Origin of the sequence: Thiohalophilus sp., from assembly GCF_034522235.1 — a bacterium.
GTDB lineage: Bacteria > Pseudomonadota > Gammaproteobacteria > UBA6429 > Thiohalophilaceae > Thiohalophilus.
In genome coordinates this window covers 367,677-385,290 of the sequence record NZ_JAXHLN010000002.1, presented here as the reverse complement: position 1 = coordinate 385,290, position 17,614 = coordinate 367,677, and the positions used below count along the sequence as shown (strand labels likewise).

Genomic DNA, 17,614 nt, shown 5'->3' with positions numbered 1-17,614 from the left:
TCAAACCTGTCGCAATTGAGCCAATAATAAACAGATACAAAAAAAGGGACCCGAAGGCCCCTTTTTTATCACAACATAACGCCCGGTTTATCTGGCGTTGCGCTCCTTGGCTTCCTTGATCACCTCTTCGGCGACATTGGCCGGACACGGCATGTAGTGCGAGAACTCCATGGAGAACTGGCCACGGCCGGAGGTCATGGTACGCAGATCGCCGATGTAGCCGAACATTTCGCTCAGCGGGCAATCGGCTTTGACGCGCACGCCGGTGGGGCCCGGTTCCTGGGATTTGATCATGCCGCGGCGGCGGTTGAGGTCACCGATGACATCACCCACGTTATCTTCCGGAGAAAACACGTCGACCTTCATGACCGGTTCCATCAGCTGCGGACCGGCCTTGGGCATGGATTGACGATAGGCCGCAGCCGCAGCCAGCTCATAGGCCACCGCCGAGGAATCCACCGGGTGATAGCCACCGTCGACCAGGGTCACCTTGAAGTCCAGGCAGGGGTATCCGGCCAACACACCTTTATCCAGGCTCTTTTGGAAGCCCTTTTGCACGGCGGGCCAGAATTCACGCGGCACGTTACCGCCGGTGACCACGGATTCAAACTCGAACCCGCTGCCCTGTTCGCCCGGCTCGATGGTGTAATCGATTTTGGCGAACTGACCGGAACCGCCGGTCTGTTTCTTGTGGGTGTAGGTATCTTCCACCTTCTGGGTAATGGTTTCGCGATAGGCTACCTGCGGCTTGCCGACCACGACTTCCACGTTGTGGGTTCGCTTGAGGATGTCCACCTTGATATCCAGATGCAACTCGCCCATGCCCTTGAGGATGGTCTCGCCACTGTCCTCGTCGGTTTCGACGCGGAATGAGGGATCCTCGGCTACCATCTTGCCGATAGCGATACCCATTTTCTCGGCAGCCGCCTTGTCTTTCGGCGCGACCGCGACGGAGATCACCGGATCCGGGAACACCATCGGTTCCAGGGTGGCCGGCTTGTTGGGATCGCACAGAGTGTGACCGGTCTGGGTGTGCTTGAGACCGATCAGGGCCACGATGTCACCGGCCTGGGCAGAATCGCGTTCTTCACGATCGTCAGCGCTCATTTCCACGATGCGGCCGATCCGCTCGGTCTTGCCGGTGAAAGTATTCAGAACGCTATCGCCTTTTTTCAGCTTACCCGAGTAGATTCGGGTAAAGGTCAGCGCGCCGTAGCGGTCGTCCATGATCTTGAAGGCCAGCGCGCGCAGCGGCTTGTCGGGATCGACAATCGCGAATTCACCCGTCTCGTTACCTTCCAGGTCGACTTCCGGCTGCGGCAGGACCTGGGTCGGATCGGGCAGATAATCCACGACTGCGTCCAGCACCAGCTGCATGCCCTTGTTCTTGAAAGCAGAACCGCAATAAGTGGGGAAAAAGTCCAGCGCGATGGTGCCCTTGCGGACGCAACGCTTGATATCCTCGACCGACGGTTCCTCGCCTTCGAGGTATTTTCCCATCAGATCGTCGTCCTGCTCGACGGCGGTTTCGATCAGCTTTTCACGCCACTCTTCGACCTGATCGACCATCTCGGCCGGGACGTCCTGGATTTCGTAATTTTCCGGCAGGCCGGTATCGTCCCAGACCCAGGCTTTACGGGTCAGCAGGTCGACCACCCCGGAGAACTGATCCTCGATACCGATGGGCAACACCATGACCAGCGGGGTGGCGGCCAGTACTTTTTCCACCTGGGCGACCACCCGATAGAAATCGGCACCCACGCGATCCAGCTTATTGACGAAAATCAGGCGCGACACGCCGGATTCGTTGGCGTAGCGCCAGTTGGTTTCCGACTGGGGCTCGACACCGCCGGAGCCACAGAACACACCGATACCGCCGTCCAGTACTTTCAGGGAACGGTAAACCTCAATGGTGAAATCCACGTGACCGGGGGTATCGATGATGTTAAGACGGTGATCCTTCCAGGCACAGCTGGTGGCCGCGGACTGGATGGTGATGCCGCGCTCGGATTCCTGGTCCATAAAGTCCATGGTGGACTCGCCATCATGCACCTCGCCCAGCTTGTGGATTTTTCCGCTCAGCTTGAGGATACGTTCGGTGGTGGTGGTCTTGCCGGCATCCACGTGCGCGAAAATGCCGATGTTTCTGTATTTGCTCAAATCAATCATGTTTCTACCTGCAATTCATTCAATTGCCCGTCACTGAGCCCGGGCCGGTTTGTGAGATGGTAATAAGCCTGGACCACCACCAGGAGACTGCCTGTGCGGCGCTGGCGCCAAAATAAGCCGCGCATTATACCCAAAGTGACAAAAAATGTGCATGACAATCGGGTGCCGGAGGGTCGATTTTACGGAAAATCGGTCGGGCGCAGGCCTGTTTGGCGTTGTCGAGCCGATATGGGGCCGGATTTGCCCGCTTCAAGCGGGGCAGAGGCCGGGATATAAACGGGAATATATATAAATTGGAATCCTTGCCTGTGCCGGGCGAATCAGTGCAAATAGCGGCGATACGCCAGGACAAGCGAGTGCGCTTCCCCCAGCAGGTTGAAAATGCGTCGCATGGCCTGCGCGGCGTACCCCTCTTCAAAGTCAGGGGACTGCTCGAAAATAGTCCCCAATTCCTGCAGCGCCGAGGCGTAGTCTTCGCTTACTACGTGGTGAGCCACCAGCTGCCGGCGTATTTCCAGCGCGCCCGGCGCCTCGCTCAGCTGCGCTTGCAGGCTGGCACAGTCCTGATCGGGATCACGCTCGGCAAAAAACGTCAGCTGATCGTGCAGGCGGCGAATTTCCGGGTGTTCGGCGTGATAATCGGGCAGGCTGTCCAGGACCTTCAGTGCGTCCGCGTAGCGTTGCTCATGCTTGAGCAGTTTGCACAGGGTCAACGGCAGGCGCGGGTTGTCATGATCGTTCGCCACGGCTTCGGCAATCGTCTCGTAAGCGGCCTGTTGCTCACCACGGGCATACAGATCGACCGCGTCGGCCAGCGCCAGATCCGACTCCCGGGCCACGTAGTGATCCAGCAGCCGGCGCACGGCCTGTTCCGGCTGGTAGCCGTGTCGGCTGACCACCACCTCACCGCGGCGAAACAGTTTCAGGGTCGGAACGCTGATAACGCCGTAACGGCGGGCCAGCGCCGGTTCGGCATCCAGATCGATGGTGACCAGCAGGGCACGGCCCTCGTACTGCTGTACCACCTTCTCCAGCACCGGCGACAGATCTGTACAGACGGTTGCGCCGGGCGAGCAGAAGTTGACCAGCACCGGTCCCTGATGGGAGTTTTCCAGCACGCGCGCGGCAAAATTCTCGCCATCGGCGCTCAGGATGTAGGGGGAATCAGGCGTCTCGCTCATCGTCTGTGACACTGGCTTTGCAGGAATTGGGCCATCTACTGAAACACATCCCCCTCTGCGGTTCAATTCGGGCGGCAACTGCGCTGGCCGGAATTAAATTTTTTGTTGTTGTGTGGCGTTGAAACGGGGTATCATGGCCCTACTTCGTGAGAAGTCATGGTTCCGAAAGGCACCGTGTTACTAACTGCATATTATTAAGGTTCTTCAAGAAATACCGGCGCGACCTCAGTTGTACCTTCCCGATTTTTCCTGAATTCTGCCTCAAATGATTTGCACGACCATTATTTACATATAGAAAGATTGAGGTATTTTCCATGACTAACGGTACCGTTAAGTGGTTTAACGAATCCAAGGGTTTCGGCTTTATCACCCCGGAAGACGGTGGCAAGGACGTCTTTGTCCATTTCTCCGCCATTGTCGGTGATGGCTTCCGGACTCTGGCTGAAGGCCAACAGGTCAGCTTTGAAGTCGAACAGGGCCCCAAAGGCCCGCAGGCAGCCCGCGTTACCGCCGCCTGAGCCGGATTTCTACAATCCGCACAGCGAAACGGCAGCCCCAGGGCTGCCGTTTCTTTTTTCGGCTCGCCAAAATATTCCGCCCTTATATCCTCCCGGGGCGAAAATCGCGCTTCGCCAGCGGCGTGCTATCTTTAGCTGACCACCTCACAAATCAGCGTATCGCCGATCTCGAGGGCCGGCCGATCGCTTTTGGTACCCGGGCCTCCGGGTTGCGGATTCTGGCGGCTGACATCCTTGATGGCCTCGGGCTCAGCCCCGAACAGGATTTCGAACCCATCATTCTGGACAGGGCCGCTGACGGACCGGTGCTGGTGCTGGAACAAAACGCCGCCGCAACGGAACGGTCCGTGCGGTAATCACTGTGCCCGGACAGTATTCATGTATAACGCGGACACGTTGTCCGGATAAGACATGGTTCTCGAACAACCCGCCACAATGTTACAGACTTGTTGCAATGTTGCCCGACAAACGACATAGCCCGCAAATAACTCACCGAACCGCTTCACGACAAGCGCCTGCCTGATAGAATGAAATCCATTCACGTTTTGAAGGATTCAAACACCATGTTCCGACGCCTTGTGTGCGGTATATTCAGCCTGACTATTTTACTGGCGACGAGCGCAGCGGCCGCGTCCGAGATCACCATGCAACCGCAACAGGTTGCCGACGGTATCTACGCCGTTATCCCGCCGACCCGGGAGTTACCCAATCCGCAAAATCGTGGCTGGAATTCGAACAGCGCCTTTGTCGTTACCGGCAACGGCGTACTGGTGGTGGATACCGGCAGTTCCACCGAGATCGGCGACGCCTTGAAAACGGCCATTGCCGGGGTAACCGATCAACCGGTGCGCTGGATTCTCAACACCCACGCCCACGGCGATCACTGGCTGGGTAACGCGGCCTTCGAAGACACTGTCGAGCAAATCTATGCGACCCAATCAGTCATCGATCAGATCAAATCACAGGGAGAAAACTGGGTTGCCAGTTTCAAACGCCTGACCGACGGCGCCACCGGCGATTCCAGAATTGTCCCGCCCGACACCCCCATTGACTCACGCCAGGAACGGCTACCGGGTAACAAACGAATCGTGCTGTTTCCTTCCGGTGACAGCCACTCACCGGGCGATCTGCTGCTCTGGTTGCCGGATGACAGGGTGCTGATCAGCGGCGATGTCATCTACGCCGATCGCATGCCCTCGACCATCAATTCAAACCTGCAGCAATGGATCACGCTGCTGCCCGAGCTGGAACAATTGCAGCCCGACGTGGTCATACCGGGACACGGCAGCGTCACGGATGTCCGTGGCATTGAACGGCTGCATGAACTGCTGAGCGCGCTATGGCAGGCCGTGGAAGAAGGGGTTAATAACGGCCTGGCCGCCTATGAGACCGTACCGCTGGTACGCGAACAACTGTCTGATTTTGCCGACAGGTATCCCGGCATGGACGAAAAGCTGCCACGGGATGTGCCGCGGGTCTATTTACAGGTTGAAGCCGCGACTTTTTAATACGCATTCCAATACCAGACGTCGATCAGGTTGCGCACAGCGCTGCCTGACATTTTAGCGACAAGGCCGGGGTATAAAACCCGAACCACGAAGGCTCGAAGTCACGAAGAGTCGTTGTCACTATGCAGACGGTGTAATTGCGGCTCAAGGCAAAACGCCATACTGCGTTCCTTCGTGTCTTCGTGTCTTCGTGTCTTCGTGTCTTCGTGTCTTCGTGTCTTCGTGTCTTCGTGTCTTCGTGGTGAAACTTAACCCGGGATATCATTGTCGCACGCATGCATGATTCAACACCGATGTCCCTTATTCAATCGACAGGAGCTCTATAGTTTTATGCGCCTGGGTAACACGACAAGCGGTTACGGCCCGGTGGCCATTATTCTCCACTGGCTGACGGCGCTGGCCGTCATCGGCCTGTTTGCACTGGGGCTGTGGATGGTGGAGCTGACCTACTACGACAGCTGGTATACCACGGCCCCGGCAATCCACAAGTCGGTGGGGTTGCTGTTGTTTGTGCTGGTCCTGCTGCGACTGCTATGGCGATGGGGCAATCCCCATCCCGAGCCGATCGGCCCACCGCTGGAAAAACGCCTGGCCGGTGTCATGCACTGGCTGCTCTATCTTTTTCTGTTGGCAGTACTGATCAGCGGTTATCTCATTTCCACCGCCAAGGGCAAGCCGATCGAGGTGTTTGACTGGTTTGCCGTGCCGGCCAGCGTGCACGGTTTGCCCAACCAGGAAGATATTGCCGGCCTGATTCATCTGTGGCTGGCCTGGGGGCTGATTGTCCTGAGCAGCGGCCATACCCTGGCGGCACTCAAACACCATTTTTTCGACCGCGACGCTACCCTGCGTCGCATATTACGTTCCACTTAAGACAAATAACAAGGAGTTCATTATGTCACGCATGCGCATTACTTCATTTATAACCGGCCTGTTATTACTTGCCTCCGGCCCGCTGATGGCCGCAGAGTACAAAATCGACACCGAAGGGCAACATGCCTTTGTTCAGTTCCGCATTCAGCACCTGGGCTACAGCTGGCTGTATGGCCGCTTCAATGATTTTGACGGCAGCTTCACCTACGATGAAGATAATCCGAATAACTCGAAGGTCAACATCACCATCGACATGGATAGTATCGATTCCAACCATGCCGAACGCGACAAGCACCTGCGCGAGGAAGATTTCTTCCACGTCAGCAAATACCCCGAGGCCCGTTTTGTCAGCACCTCCTTCGAAGATCATGGTAACGGGACCGCCACCCTGAAAGGTGACCTGACCATCAAGGATGCGACTCGCAATGTCACCATCGACGTTAAACATATCGGTCACGGCGAGGACCCCTGGGGCGGTTATCGCCGCGGGTTTTCAGGCACCACCACCATCAAGCTGAAGGATTTCAATATCGATTACGATCTGGGCCCGGCCTCGACCTATGCCGAGCTGGAACTCTCGATCGAAGGGATTCGTCAGTAACGTTCCGCGCATAACAGCCGACATCTCAAACGGGCCCACCGGGGTCAGGTCTTGCCTTTTGCCTTTCAAGAAAAAACACGCATGACCTGACCCCAGGAATTGGTCGTTATGCGAAAAAATCATTGACATACCATAATTGGTATATATACTATATATAGTATGTGGACTATATATGAACACAGGCGCGTTTCCAAACAACTCGATTCAATTCCAACCGACGTACTAAAACGGTACGAGAAGTGGAAGGATATCGTGACCCTGTCTGGTCCTCATGGATTGCGTAAAATCAAAGGATTACGTGATGAATCGTTAAGTGGGGAGTGGAAGGGGCACAGGTCATCCCGCTTAAATCAGCAATATAGAGTTATCTATAAGGTCGAGAAGGATAGAATTCTCATAGAAGTTGTAAGTGTCACGCCTCACGATTATCGGAGGAAATAGTATGAAAGATTATTCCAAAGCCAAACCACGTATTGATGTCTCCGTAGGAGAATCTGTCAGAATCCTGCGTGAGTTGCAGGAACTCAGCCAAAACGAGCTGGCCGAATTAACAGGCATTCCACAGTCAACGATTTCCGCGATAGAAAATGATCGTGTTCAACTCGGAGTTGAACGAGCAAAAGTATTGGCACGAGCACTGAATTGCCATCCGGCTGTACTGGTATTTCCTGGCTGGGATATTGAGCGCGAATCAGCCGCATAACAATCGGTTCTTCGCGACCGGCTTCCCCGGCGCATGAACCAGAACGTTAACGCTTGATTAATCAGAAGAAAATAATCACTGTTTCGATCACCCCAAAACTGTCCCGGCAGGCCACGGCCGCCGTTCAATCAGTAGGCTAACGCTCACGCTGATGCACAATGGTGTAGAGAACCGGAATCAATACCAGGGTGATCAGGGTCGAGGCGGTCAGGCCGCCAATGACCGCCCGGGCCATCGGTGCCTGGGCATCCGCGCCCTCGCCGATCCCCAGTGCCAGCGGCAACAGGGCGAGAATGGTGGTCAGGGTCGTCATCAGGATCGGTCGCAGGCGGCGGCGACCGGCCTCGATCACCGCCGGCTGCAGCTCGAATCCTTCACGGCGCAGGCGACCGGCCTGATCCACCAGCAGAATCGCATTATTGACCACGATTCCGCCGAGCATGATACAGCCAATATAGGATTGCAGATTAAGGGTCGTCCCGGTTATGAACAATATGCTGATTACGCCGATCGCCGCCAGGGGGACCGAGATCATGACAATGAGCGGATCACGAAACGATTCATACTGGGACGCCAGCACCATGTAAACCAGCAAGACCGCCAGCAGTAAGGAGATCAGCAATTGCTGAAACGCTTCCTGCTGCTCCTCGAACTTGCCGACGATCAGCAGCTCATAGCCGCGCGGCCGCGGGATCTGATCCAGCCGGGTCTGGATAGCCGCCGCCACCGAGCCCAGATCCCGGCCGGCGATATTGCCGGTGACGGTGATCAGCCGCTCCTGATCCTTGCGTTCGATGATCACCGGGCCCTGACTGAAATCGACCGTCACCAGATTGCGCAGGGTGACCTGCTCGCCGCGCGGGGTACTCAGCGCCAGATTCAGCACTTCCTCGATATCGCGCTGCTCGACGTCCTCGATCTGGACCAGAATGCGATAGGAATCGCCTTCAGTACGGTATTCACCGGCCTGCGATCCGGCCACGGCCGTCTCGAAGACCTCGGCCACATCACGCGGACTCAGGCCCAGATCCGCCGCCTTGTTGCGATCGATGTCGATCGCCAGTTGTGGAATGCCGGCACGACGGCTGATTTCCACATCGGTAATGCCCTCGACTTCGGCCACCGTCCCGGCCACCCGTTTCGATAGCTGGTCGATCGTATCGAAATCGAAACCGCGGACTTCCACATTGATGCCCTCTCCCCCGGCCAGCAAACGCTCCAGCAGGAACTGTCCCTGTGGCGCGCGGGTGCGGATTTGCATGCCCGCGATCTTGCCCTCCAGCCGCTGGCGCAAATCCTGTGCGATCTCGGTATTGGAACGCTCACGTTCGGTGGCGGGGACCAGTGACAGGCGGATCTCCCCGCGCGAGGCACCGCCGGCCCGCCGGCTGGCGGTCACCACGCTGGCGACCGAGGAGACCATCTCGGGTACCGCCGCATACACAATGGATTCCATCTTGCGGGTCTGGCGATCCACCAGATCCAGCCGGGTCCCGACTTCCATTTCCCCGCTGATCCGCACCTCGCCCTCGTCACTGGGCGGCAGAAACTCGGTGCCGATAAACGGTAATAACAACAGGCTGCCCAGCAACAATCCGACCGCGCTCAGAATACTGCGGCGCCGATAACGCAGGGCCAGGGACAGTATCTGCTGATAGCGGTCCGCCAGTTTATCCAGCCCCTTGCCACTGGCGTCAATCAGCCGGTTCAACCCGGCATAACGACTGCGATATGTCCCGGAAGCGGACTGCCCCGCAAGCAACCGCCCCGCCATCATCGGCACCAGGCTCAGGGAAACCAGCAGGGCACATAACAGGGAAAATACCACCACCAGCCCCAGATCCTGAAACAGGATACCGGTCACCCCTTCGACGAAGACCAGCGGCAAGAAGATCACCAGCGTGGTGAGGGTACTGGCAATGATGGCCGTGCCAACTTCGCGGGTGCCTTCGACGGCGGCCACCGGCGTAGGCTCGTTGAGTTCCTGGCGACGTCGAAAGACGTTTTCCATCACCACCACCGAGCTGTCGACCATCATCCCGACCCCCAGCGCCAGTCCCGCCAGGGTCATGAGATTGATGGTCAGCCCGGCGAAATACAACAGGGCAAAGGTGGCGATCACCGAAATGGGGATCGCCACCGAGATAACCGCGGTACTGCGGATGTTACGCAGGAAAAACAGCAGCACCAGAATCGCCAGCGCCCCGCCATAGAGCACCGAGCGGGACACATTGGTAATCGAGCGTTCGATAAAGTTACCCTGATTAATCACCGGCACGATCTTCAACTGCGGATAAGCGCGATTGACCGAGTCGATCTCCTGCAAGATCCGGCGCGAGACATCCACGGTATTGGCGCCCGACTGTTTACGCACCGCCAGGCGCACGCCCTGTTTGCCGTTGATCCGGATGATCCGATCCTGCTTCGCATAGGTATCCACCACCCGCGCAATCTGGCCGATGGTGACAAAACCGTCCTCGCGCCGAACAATGACCGTATCGCGGATCTGATCCAGGCTGGCAAACTCGGCCGGGACCCGCAAAGTCATCTGGTAACGGCCCTGATCCAGATTGCCGGCCGGCAGATCGAGGTTGGCATCGCGCAGGGCGGCCAGGATCTGGTTCATCGGCAGTTGCAGGGCATTGATGCGATCCGGATCCAGCGCCACGCGCACTTCCCGATTGAAGCCGCCCCAGGGATCTACCTGCGCCACCCCGGGGATCCGGGTAAAGCGATGGCGGATATGGTCCTCGATGATCCGGGTCAGCTCGACCGGGTCGATATCGCTCGACACCCCCATCAACACCACCGGGAAACTGTCGATGTCGTACTTGCGCACCCGCAGCCCGGTCACCTCGTCCGGTAATTCACTGCGCTCATCATCAAGCCGGGCGCGCATGTCGGAGGCGGCGACATTGATATCCGTATCCCAGGAAAAACTGACCCGCACGTTGGCCGTGCCTTCGGAGGATTGCGAAACGATCTCCTCGACGCCGGGCACCGTGGCCACGATCTCCTCGAGGATCTGGGTAACCATGCGCTCCATGACTTCGGGGCTGGCATTTTCGTACTGGGCGCGGACATTCAGGGTGGGCAGTTCGACACTGGGCAGCAGATCGATCTGCAGCCGGGTCATCGATACCAGGCCGATAATGATGATCGCCAGCGCCACCATGCTGGTGAAAACCGGTCGTCTGACACTGGCGTCGGCAAGAATCATCCGTGCCTACTCAACGACCCTGACAGCAACACCGTCATCAAGAAACTGCTGGCCCAGAGTAACGACCCGGCCACGCAGATCAGCCGGTTCGAGAATGCGCCGCCAGTCGTCCTGGCGAAAGTCCGCAGTCACCGGCTGCCAGCGCACCTGCTGTGTCTCCTCGTCGAGCACGAACACACCCTGTTCACCCTCGCGCACGGTCAGGGCCAGTTCCGGTACGCTGATCGCCGCCTCGAACTCCTGCAGTGTAATCGTGGCACGAATAAACATGCCGGGTTTGAGCCGATGCGTGGGATTATTCACCCGCAACTCAACCCGGGCCTGGCGCGTGGCTTCACTGAACAGCGGGGCGATGCGTTCGATACGCGCCGCGAACGATTCGCCCGGGTAGGCGGCGGTGGTCAGGGTGGCCGGTTGCCCGGCTTGCAGATGGGCATAACCGGCCTCGGTCACCTGAATCACCGCCATCAGGGGATCCGGTTCGACCACGCGCAACAAGGCCGCATTGGCCGACACGGTATCGCCCTCATCCACATAGCGTTCGCCCACCACCCGCAGCTCCTGACCCTCGCTCCATTCCGCCCTGACCCGGGTATAACCCAGCTGGATGCGACTGGTTTCCAGCACCGATTCGGCCTTGCGCAAATTGGCCCGGGCCACCTCCACTTCTGCCTGCTTGGCCAGCTGATTGGCCTTGGCGACATCGTACTGGGTATCGGTGGTCAACCCCTGCTTGCGCAGTTGATCCACCCGGGCCAGTTCCCGCCGGGCGATTTCCAGCGCGCTTTTGGCGGCTTCGAGATTGGCGCGGGCGACCTCGAGATCCGCTTCGGCCCGGGCCACGGCCTGCTGGTACTCTTCATCGTCCAGTTCCGCCACCACCTGTCCGCGGGTGACCGAATCGGCCAGGTCCACATAGAGTTTCTTGACCCGGCCGCTGATCTTGGGCGCTACCACAAACTGGGCGCGGGCCTGCAGTGTCCCGCTGAAGGTCCGCTGCATCTGCATGGGGCCCCGGCGCACCTCGGCAACTTCAACAGGCAGGGCCCGATCGGACTCCCTGCCCTGCTGCCGGGGTGCTTCATTAAGGTTGGTGTACAGCAACCAGCCGATCGCAATCAGCACTGGCAGCAATAACAGCAGCCAGGTTTTTCGTTTACGCCAGATCATAGCCATTCAATTCACTCGGTTACGGGAAACGGGGCACCCCGGGATGACGCCAGTGTCACGGCCAGGCTGTATGGCCAGATGGCAAGGTTCTGATAATAAAGTTTGAGTTCCGACTGGCGCCGGGGTTCCATTCTATCACTGTCAATACGCCGCAGCGCCTGTCGGACCGATCAGGCCGGCAAGGCGGCAATCGCGCCACCGGCATCAGAGTTTTCGTGGTATCACAGGAACTTTGTTCGGGCAGCCAGCGCCTCCTGGCTCAGTGTCACATCACGCAGCCCCGATCCGTCTTCTTCGGCGCCCATCACCACGCCGTTGCCGGAGACGGGAATCAGGCTGTCGATCTGAAAGCGTCCCTCGCTGCCGCGCAGGAAACACTCTTCATCAAAAAAAGACAGGGCGTCAGTTGACACCCAGTTCCAGCACCGACGGCAAGACCAGTGTAATAAAGCCGGTAATCAGTACGGCACCGATGAGATTCAATAACACGCCGACCCGTGCCATCTGTGGAATCGTCACCTGCCGACTGGCGAACACAATCGCGTTGGGCGGGGTGGCGACCGGCAGCATAAACGCAAAGGAGGCGGCCAGGGCCGCGGAGGCCATCAACGCCAGCGGTGCAATTTCCGCTGCCAGGGCGAAGCCGGACATCACCGGTAATAACAGCGAGGCGGTCGCAGTGTTGGAGGTGACTTCCGTCATGAAGATCACCAGCAAGACCACCGCCCCCACCAGGATAACCACGTTCGCGCCCTGTAACAGGGTCAATTGCTGCCCCAGCCACTCGGTGAGGCCACTGGCAGCAAAGCCGCTGGCCAGGGCAAAACCCCCGCCGAACAGAATAATAATATCCCAGGGAATACGCACGGCGGTTTTCCAGTTGAGCAGAAACTGCCCTTTTTTGATGTCTGCCGGGATCACAAACAATAACAACGCGCCGAGGATCGCCACACTGGAGTCGGTGATCTCGCTCAGCGCCGGGATATCGTTTATCAGGCCCCGAAACAACCAGACCAGCACCACGAAACCGAACACGATCAACACCCGCTTTTCCTGCCTGCTCATCGGCCCGAGTTCATCCAGTTGCTGGCGGATAACACGACGTCCCCCACTTAATCCCTCGGCCATGGTCTGGCGAAACGCCACCCGGGTCAGGAACCACCAGGTAATAAACAGCATTACCACCGACAAGGGCGCGGCGAACAGCATCCACTCGGCAAAACCGATGCTGTAGCCGTACTGTTTTTCCACCACGCCGGCGAGGATCGCATTGGGCGGTGTCCCGATCAGGGTGGCGATCCCGCCGATGGAAGCGGCATAGGCAATGCCCAGCATCAGTGAAATGCCAAACCAGGTCGGTGTCAGGGCTTCATCTTCCGCCGGCTGTTCCGGCGATAACTGGCGCAGAACCGCGATGCCGATGGTCACCATCAACATGGCGGTGGCGGTATTGCTGATCCAGCAGGACAAAAAGGCCGTCGCGAGCATAAAGCCCAGCAATACCCGGCTCGGCGTGGTGCCGACCAGGCGAATGGTCTGCAGGGCGATACGTTTGTGCAGTCCCCAGCGCTCGATCGCCATGGCGATCAGAAAACCGCCCATGAACAGATAAATCAGATGATTGGCGTAGGAGGCCGTGACCTTCGCCGTGGGCATCACGCCCAGTAACGGAAACAAAGCAATGGGAATCAAGGCGGTAGCCGGAATCGGGATGGCTTCGGTAATCCACAGGGTCGCCATCAACAGGGTGACCGCCGCGGCCTTCTGGCCTTCGGGTGACATCCCCTCCGGGGTAGGCAACGACAGCATTAGTGCAAATAACAAAGGGCCAAGCACCAGCCCGATCAATTGCCGCCGACTGAAACCAGTATCCGCAACTCTCATTACCCCCCCCCTGTTATTGTATTTTCATCAGGTTCACAATGGTCCGCTGCATCTACCATACTGAAACCGCCCAGGCCGGGCAATCATCAGCATATGTGGATACAACCTCAGAGTTTATGTCAAACCGTCAGGGTATTGGCAATATTAGCGATAGTAAAAATACTCTTCCTGGTGGATGCTGGTGGATGCAATATCGCAAAATTGTGCTACAAACCAGAGAAATTAAATCTCGGAGTATTACATGTCCAAAGCCGGAAAATTGCTGCTCGCATGCCTGATTTGTATCTCAGTAATCTGGGGGATTGTCTGGCTGGCCCAACAGGTGCTGTAAGGTTTTTTAGCCAGAGCAGAATTATGCGATTTTAATTCTGACCACGCTCATCACTTCCATTTCTATGCCTGCTACGCTTATTTGATCCGGGTAATAGGTCAGATTAACTCGCGCGCCGGTCAGGTCCTTGTATTTTTTCTTGCGCTTATAACGAAACGGAACATCAACCTCCTCAATCATCACGGTATTGATTATCCATTCACCTTCCTCTCGCTGCACATGTGAGACAACCTTGACATCCTCCGAATGAACAAGCTTGTCATGCCTGGCCAGCATTTTTTTCGGATTGGTGGCGGTTTTCTTTCGCACAAATATACCCTTAGTCTGGCTAGCACCCGCTATTATTCAGGAAAACGTTCTTCAGCGACGTAATGCTGGAGCTTTTTCCAGTATTCCGCATCAAGCAATTCGGGATGCAGTTGTTCAAATAACTCTCGCTGTACAGGATCGGGGAACAGAAAAGTCGCAAATTCTTCCGGAAAAACGTCATTCGGACCGACAGAATACCATGGCTCGGAGGCAAGTTCATCCTCGGGGTAACGGGGAGGTGGAATCTTGCGGAAATTGCATTCAAGCAGCGGCTGGATTTCGTCATAATCGTAAAAAATCACCCGGCCATAGCTGGTGATACCGAAATTTTTAGGCAGCAAATCGCCAGGAAATATACCGGCTGCGGCAATATCCCGGATAGCGTCGCCATAGTCCTGTAGTACATGGCGTAGTCCCCCGCCATTGACATGTTTAAGATACAGGTTGAACGGTTCAAGACGGCGTTCGATAAACAGATGTTTTACAACCAACTGGTTATCTTCTTCCGATATTTGCGATGGCGCCTCGGTATACAGCTCTTCCAGCAGCTCGGGAGTAAACCGCTGCAACGGAAAAGCCGTATAGGAGAATTCCCAGGCATCGGAAAGTCTGCCGACACGATCATGCTGCTTGACCATATGATAGCGGTCGATAACCTTCTGGCGGGTGGTATCCTTCGGGGGCCGAAACTCATCACGAATCAGTTTGAAAACATAGGGATAGGACGGGAGAGTGAATACCACCATGACCATGCCCCTGCTACCCGGCGCAGTCTCGATCGGATCCGATGAACGTTGCAGATGATCGAGGAAATCACGATAGAACTCCGCCTTACCCTGCTTGTGAAACCCGATCTGGGTGTACAGATCGGCGGCGGTCTTCTCCGGCAGAAATCCCAGAAGAAAACGAATCAGCGCGGATGGCACCTCGGTATCAACCAGAAAATAGGCTCGTGCCGAGGTGAACATGCTGGCCACCTCATCACGCTCACAGACGAGTCTTTCGACATATGCTGTGCCATTTGTATTGCGTCGGATACGCAAAATAAACGGCAGGCGATCCGGCCCATTAATAATTCGCCCGACCAGATAGGCCGTGCGATTGCGATAAAACGGCTGATGCAACATCTGGACTTGAAAATGCCGCGCCAATTTCCGCGGCAGACTGGAGTGTTGACGGATATCCCTGGTTATTTGGCGCAGATCCGCATGCAGATCGCCAAAGGGCAAACCTATATCGGCCTCCTGTAAAATTTTCAGCAACGTCGCGCGCCAGCCTTCCCGCAACGGGTAGAAACTGTGATAGACCGGATCATCACTGTCCAGGCGCTCCGTGGAGACCGAGGGACGAACAAATATAAAATCATTATTGTAATAATGCCGCTCGAACAGCCCGACAAAAACGGAATTGTAGAATGTTTCGGCAAGCTCCGGTTGACGATGGCCGTAAAGCAGCCCCATATAATGGAACTTGATCTCCTGCCATAATTCGGCATTGAGCACATCAACATCAAATCGTTGACGCAGTTCCCTGATCGCCTCACGAACCCGATTGTCATACAGATTAATACGGCGGATTGCCGCATGCCGGCTGGCCATCCAGTCGCCGTTAATGAAGTTATCGCGTGCTTCACGGGTCATATCACGGAAAATAACAAAATGCCGGTTAAATCCTTCCAGAATTGTCTCGGCAATTTCCGTCACCAGCGGTTTGCCTGCACCATCTGTCGGCACGGAGTGCAGAGGCCGGTTCCGGTTGTCTGGCCCGGTGTTTACGCCCTCAGGATCTGGTGTTTTTCGAGTCGTCGAACTGCTCCTCTTCGGTTGATCCGGTCAGCGCTGTGACCGAGGAAAATCCACCCTGGATTGTGCTGGTGACATCATCGAAATAACCCGCACCCACTTCCTGCTGATGCGAAGCGAATGTATAACCTTTCTCGCGCGCGGCAAACTCCGGCTGCTGCACTTTGTCAACATAATGTTTCATACCCTCACCACGGGCATAGTCATAAGCCAGATCGAACATGTTAAACCACATACTGTGAATGCCGGCCAGGGTGATAAACTGATATTTGTAGCCCAGCTCGGCCAGATCGTCCTGAAAACGGGCGATTGTTTTCTCGTCCAGATTCTTGCGCCAGTTAAAGGAGGGTGAACAGTTATAGGCCAGCAACTTGTTGGGATTTTCCGCCAGTACCGCCTGCGCAAATTCACGCGCAAAGCCGAGATCGGGCTTCCCGGTCTCACACCACACCATGTCGGCGTAGGGGGCATAGGAGACGCCGCGCGAGATGGCCTGTTCCAGTCCGTTTTTGACCCGATAAAAGCCCTCGGCAGTGCGGTCGCCGGTTAAAAATGGCTGGTCATGCGGGTCGATATCGGAAGTCAGCAAATTGGCTGCCTCGGCATCGGTGCGCGCGAGCACGACCGTCGGCACATTGCAGACATCGGCGGCCAGCCGTGCGGCAATGAGTTTGTGAATCGCCTCCTGGGTGGGTACCAGTACCTTGCCGCCCATATGACCGCATTTTTTGACGGCAGCCAGCTGGTCCTCGTAATGCACCCCGGCAGCACCGGCGGCAATCATGTTTTTCATCAGCTCAAACGCGTTGAGAACGCCCCCGAAACCGGCCTCGGCATCGGCAACGATTGGCAAAAAATAGTCAATATAATCCGTATCCCCCGGCCCCACGCCTTTCGCCCACTGGATTTCGTCAGCCCGTTTGAAGGTATTGTTAATACGCCGAACCATGGTCGGCACTGAATCATAGGCGTAGAGCGACTGATCCGGGTACATGGTCTCCGAGGTATTGCCATCGGCTGCCACCTGCCAACCGGACAGATAGATGGCCTCGACGCCGGCCTTGGCCTGTTGCATGGCCTGCCCCGCGGTAATCGCCCCCATACAATTGACGTAGCCTTTTTTCGCTTCACCGTGTATTCGGCGCCAGAGTTTATCGGCGCCCTGCCGTGCATAGGTAAATTCCGGCTGTATTGAGCCGCGCAGGCGCACCACATCGGCGGCCGTATAACCTCGCTTTACATCTGTCCAACGGGGGTTTTGCACCCACTCCTGTTCAAGCTCACAAATCTGTTCCTCGCGTGTTTTCATCTCGATTTTCCTTACGGCAAATTTGGGTAATATCGG

The 17,614-nt window shown here is 56.7% G+C and carries 16 protein-coding genes; 7 read left to right on the top strand and 9 right to left on the bottom strand.

The features are described 5' to 3' along the window. Window positions 1-87: 87 nt before the first annotated feature. Both fusA and U5J94_RS02075 read right to left on the bottom strand, forming a co-directional pair. A complete protein-coding gene (gene fusA, locus U5J94_RS02080) occupies window positions 88-2,169 on the bottom strand; it encodes an elongation factor G (RefSeq protein WP_322563994.1) in 2,082 nt (693 codons plus the stop codon). Between the two features lie 320 nt (window positions 2,170-2,489). Continuing rightward, on the bottom strand, window positions 2,490-3,350 hold the full coding sequence (locus U5J94_RS02075; protein ID WP_322563993.1) for a tetratricopeptide repeat protein: 861 nt from the start codon (window positions 3,348-3,350) through the stop codon (window positions 2,490-2,492). A 314-nt stretch (window positions 3,351-3,664) separates the two neighbouring features. Between U5J94_RS02075 and U5J94_RS02070 the strand changes: the two genes are divergently transcribed. The 7 genes from U5J94_RS02070 (at window position 3,665) to U5J94_RS02045 (ending at window position 7,553) form a co-directional block, all read left to right on the top strand. Continuing rightward, window positions 3,665-3,868, top strand: a complete 204-nt coding sequence (locus U5J94_RS02070; RefSeq protein ID WP_322563992.1) for a cold-shock protein — start codon at window positions 3,665-3,667, stop codon at window positions 3,866-3,868. A gap of 122 nt (window positions 3,869-3,990) precedes the next feature. Next, window positions 3,991-4,224, top strand: coding sequence for a hypothetical protein (locus tag U5J94_RS02065; protein WP_322563991.1), 234 nt, complete (start codon window positions 3,991-3,993; stop codon window positions 4,222-4,224). 207 nt (window positions 4,225-4,431) lie between these two features. Further along, window positions 4,432-5,376 carry an MBL fold metallo-hydrolase gene (locus tag U5J94_RS02060; RefSeq protein WP_322563990.1) on the top strand — a complete coding sequence of 315 codons (945 nt, stop codon included), beginning with the start codon at window positions 4,432-4,434 and terminating at the stop codon, window positions 5,374-5,376. Window positions 5,377-5,706: 330 nt separating this feature from the next. Further along, the gene (locus U5J94_RS02055) at window positions 5,707-6,249 is read left to right on the top strand and encodes a cytochrome b (RefSeq protein ID WP_322563989.1); all 543 of its coding nucleotides are present in this window, start codon (window positions 5,707-5,709) and stop codon (window positions 6,247-6,249) included. A gap of 22 nt (window positions 6,250-6,271) precedes the next feature. After that, entirely contained in the window at window positions 6,272-6,850 is a 579-nt protein-coding gene (locus tag U5J94_RS02050) for a YceI family protein (RefSeq protein WP_322563988.1), read from the top strand. Window positions 6,851-7,009: 159 nt separating this feature from the next. Next, on the top strand, window positions 7,010-7,291 hold the full coding sequence (locus U5J94_RS15195) for a type II toxin-antitoxin system mRNA interferase toxin, RelE/StbE family (RefSeq protein WP_416224132.1): 282 nt from the start codon (window positions 7,010-7,012) through the stop codon (window positions 7,289-7,291). A gap of 1 nt (window position 7,292) precedes the next feature. Beyond that, window positions 7,293-7,553 carry a helix-turn-helix transcriptional regulator gene (locus U5J94_RS02045; protein WP_322563987.1) on the top strand — a complete coding sequence of 87 codons (261 nt, stop codon included), beginning with the start codon at window positions 7,293-7,295 and terminating at the stop codon, window positions 7,551-7,553. 136 nt (window positions 7,554-7,689) lie between these two features. On the opposite strand, the gene U5J94_RS02040 is transcribed toward U5J94_RS02045, so the two are convergent. From U5J94_RS02040 to aceA, 7 genes are all read right to left on the bottom strand, one after another. Further along, window positions 7,690-10,773 carry an efflux RND transporter permease subunit gene (locus tag U5J94_RS02040; protein ID WP_322563986.1) on the bottom strand — a complete coding sequence of 1,028 codons (3,084 nt, stop codon included), beginning with the start codon at window positions 10,771-10,773 and terminating at the stop codon, window positions 7,690-7,692. A 6-nt stretch (window positions 10,774-10,779) separates the two neighbouring features. After that, window positions 10,780-11,949, bottom strand: coding sequence for an efflux RND transporter periplasmic adaptor subunit (locus tag U5J94_RS02035; protein WP_322563985.1), 1,170 nt, complete (start codon window positions 11,947-11,949; stop codon window positions 10,780-10,782). Window positions 11,950-12,164: 215 nt separating this feature from the next. Beyond that, window positions 12,165-12,356, bottom strand: a complete 192-nt coding sequence (locus U5J94_RS02030) for a hypothetical protein (protein ID WP_322563984.1) — start codon at window positions 12,354-12,356, stop codon at window positions 12,165-12,167. Further along, a complete protein-coding gene (locus U5J94_RS02025; RefSeq protein ID WP_322563983.1) occupies window positions 12,346-13,827 on the bottom strand; it encodes a DASS family sodium-coupled anion symporter in 1,482 nt (493 codons plus the stop codon). Before U5J94_RS02025 ends, U5J94_RS02030 begins: the two co-directional genes overlap by 11 nt. Before the next feature lie 352 nt (window positions 13,828-14,179). Then, window positions 14,180-14,434, bottom strand: coding sequence for a hypothetical protein (locus U5J94_RS02020; RefSeq protein ID WP_416224145.1), 255 nt, complete (start codon window positions 14,432-14,434; stop codon window positions 14,180-14,182). Window positions 14,435-14,499: 65 nt separating this feature from the next. Then, on the bottom strand, window positions 14,500-16,170 hold the full coding sequence (gene aceK, locus U5J94_RS02015; protein ID WP_322563981.1) for a bifunctional isocitrate dehydrogenase kinase/phosphatase: 1,671 nt from the start codon (window positions 16,168-16,170) through the stop codon (window positions 14,500-14,502). A 76-nt stretch (window positions 16,171-16,246) separates the two neighbouring features. Further along, entirely contained in the window at window positions 16,247-17,578 is a 1,332-nt protein-coding gene (gene aceA / locus U5J94_RS02010) for an isocitrate lyase (RefSeq protein ID WP_322563980.1), read from the bottom strand. Between the last annotated feature and the right edge of the window lie 36 nt (window positions 17,579-17,614).

Bases quoted from the DNA above. Each gene is read 5' to 3' on its own strand.
- U5J94_RS02025 (WP_322563983.1), bottom strand. From the start codon at position 13,827: ATGAGAGTTGCGGATACTGGTTTCAGTCGGCGGCAATTGATCGGGCTG.
- U5J94_RS02055 (WP_322563989.1), top strand. From the start codon at position 5,707: ATGCGCCTGGGTAACACGACAAGCGGTTACGGCCCGGTGGCCATTATT.
- U5J94_RS02050 (WP_322563988.1), top strand. From the start codon at position 6,272: ATGTCACGCATGCGCATTACTTCATTTATAACCGGCCTGTTATTACTT.
- U5J94_RS02075 (WP_322563993.1), bottom strand. From the start codon at position 3,350: ATGAGCGAGACGCCTGATTCCCCCTACATCCTGAGCGCCGATGGCGAG.
- U5J94_RS02045 (WP_322563987.1), top strand. From the start codon at position 7,293: ATGAAAGATTATTCCAAAGCCAAACCACGTATTGATGTCTCCGTAGGA.
- U5J94_RS02070 (WP_322563992.1), top strand. From the start codon at position 3,665: ATGACTAACGGTACCGTTAAGTGGTTTAACGAATCCAAGGGTTTCGGC.
- fusA (WP_322563994.1), bottom strand. From the start codon at position 2,169: ATGATTGATTTGAGCAAATACAGAAACATCGGCATTTTCGCGCACGTG.
- U5J94_RS02020 (WP_416224145.1), bottom strand. From the start codon at position 14,434: ATGCTGGCCAGGCATGACAAGCTTGTTCATTCGGAGGATGTCAAGGTT.
- aceA (WP_322563980.1), bottom strand. From the start codon at position 17,578: ATGAAAACACGCGAGGAACAGATTTGTGAGCTTGAACAGGAGTGGGTG.
- U5J94_RS02040 (WP_322563986.1), bottom strand. From the start codon at position 10,773: ATGATTCTTGCCGACGCCAGTGTCAGACGACCGGTTTTCACCAGCATG.
- U5J94_RS15195 (WP_416224132.1), top strand. From the start codon at position 7,010: ATGTGGACTATATATGAACACAGGCGCGTTTCCAAACAACTCGATTCA.
- U5J94_RS02035 (WP_322563985.1), bottom strand. From the start codon at position 11,949: ATGGCTATGATCTGGCGTAAACGAAAAACCTGGCTGCTGTTATTGCTG.
- U5J94_RS02060 (WP_322563990.1), top strand. From the start codon at position 4,432: ATGTTCCGACGCCTTGTGTGCGGTATATTCAGCCTGACTATTTTACTG.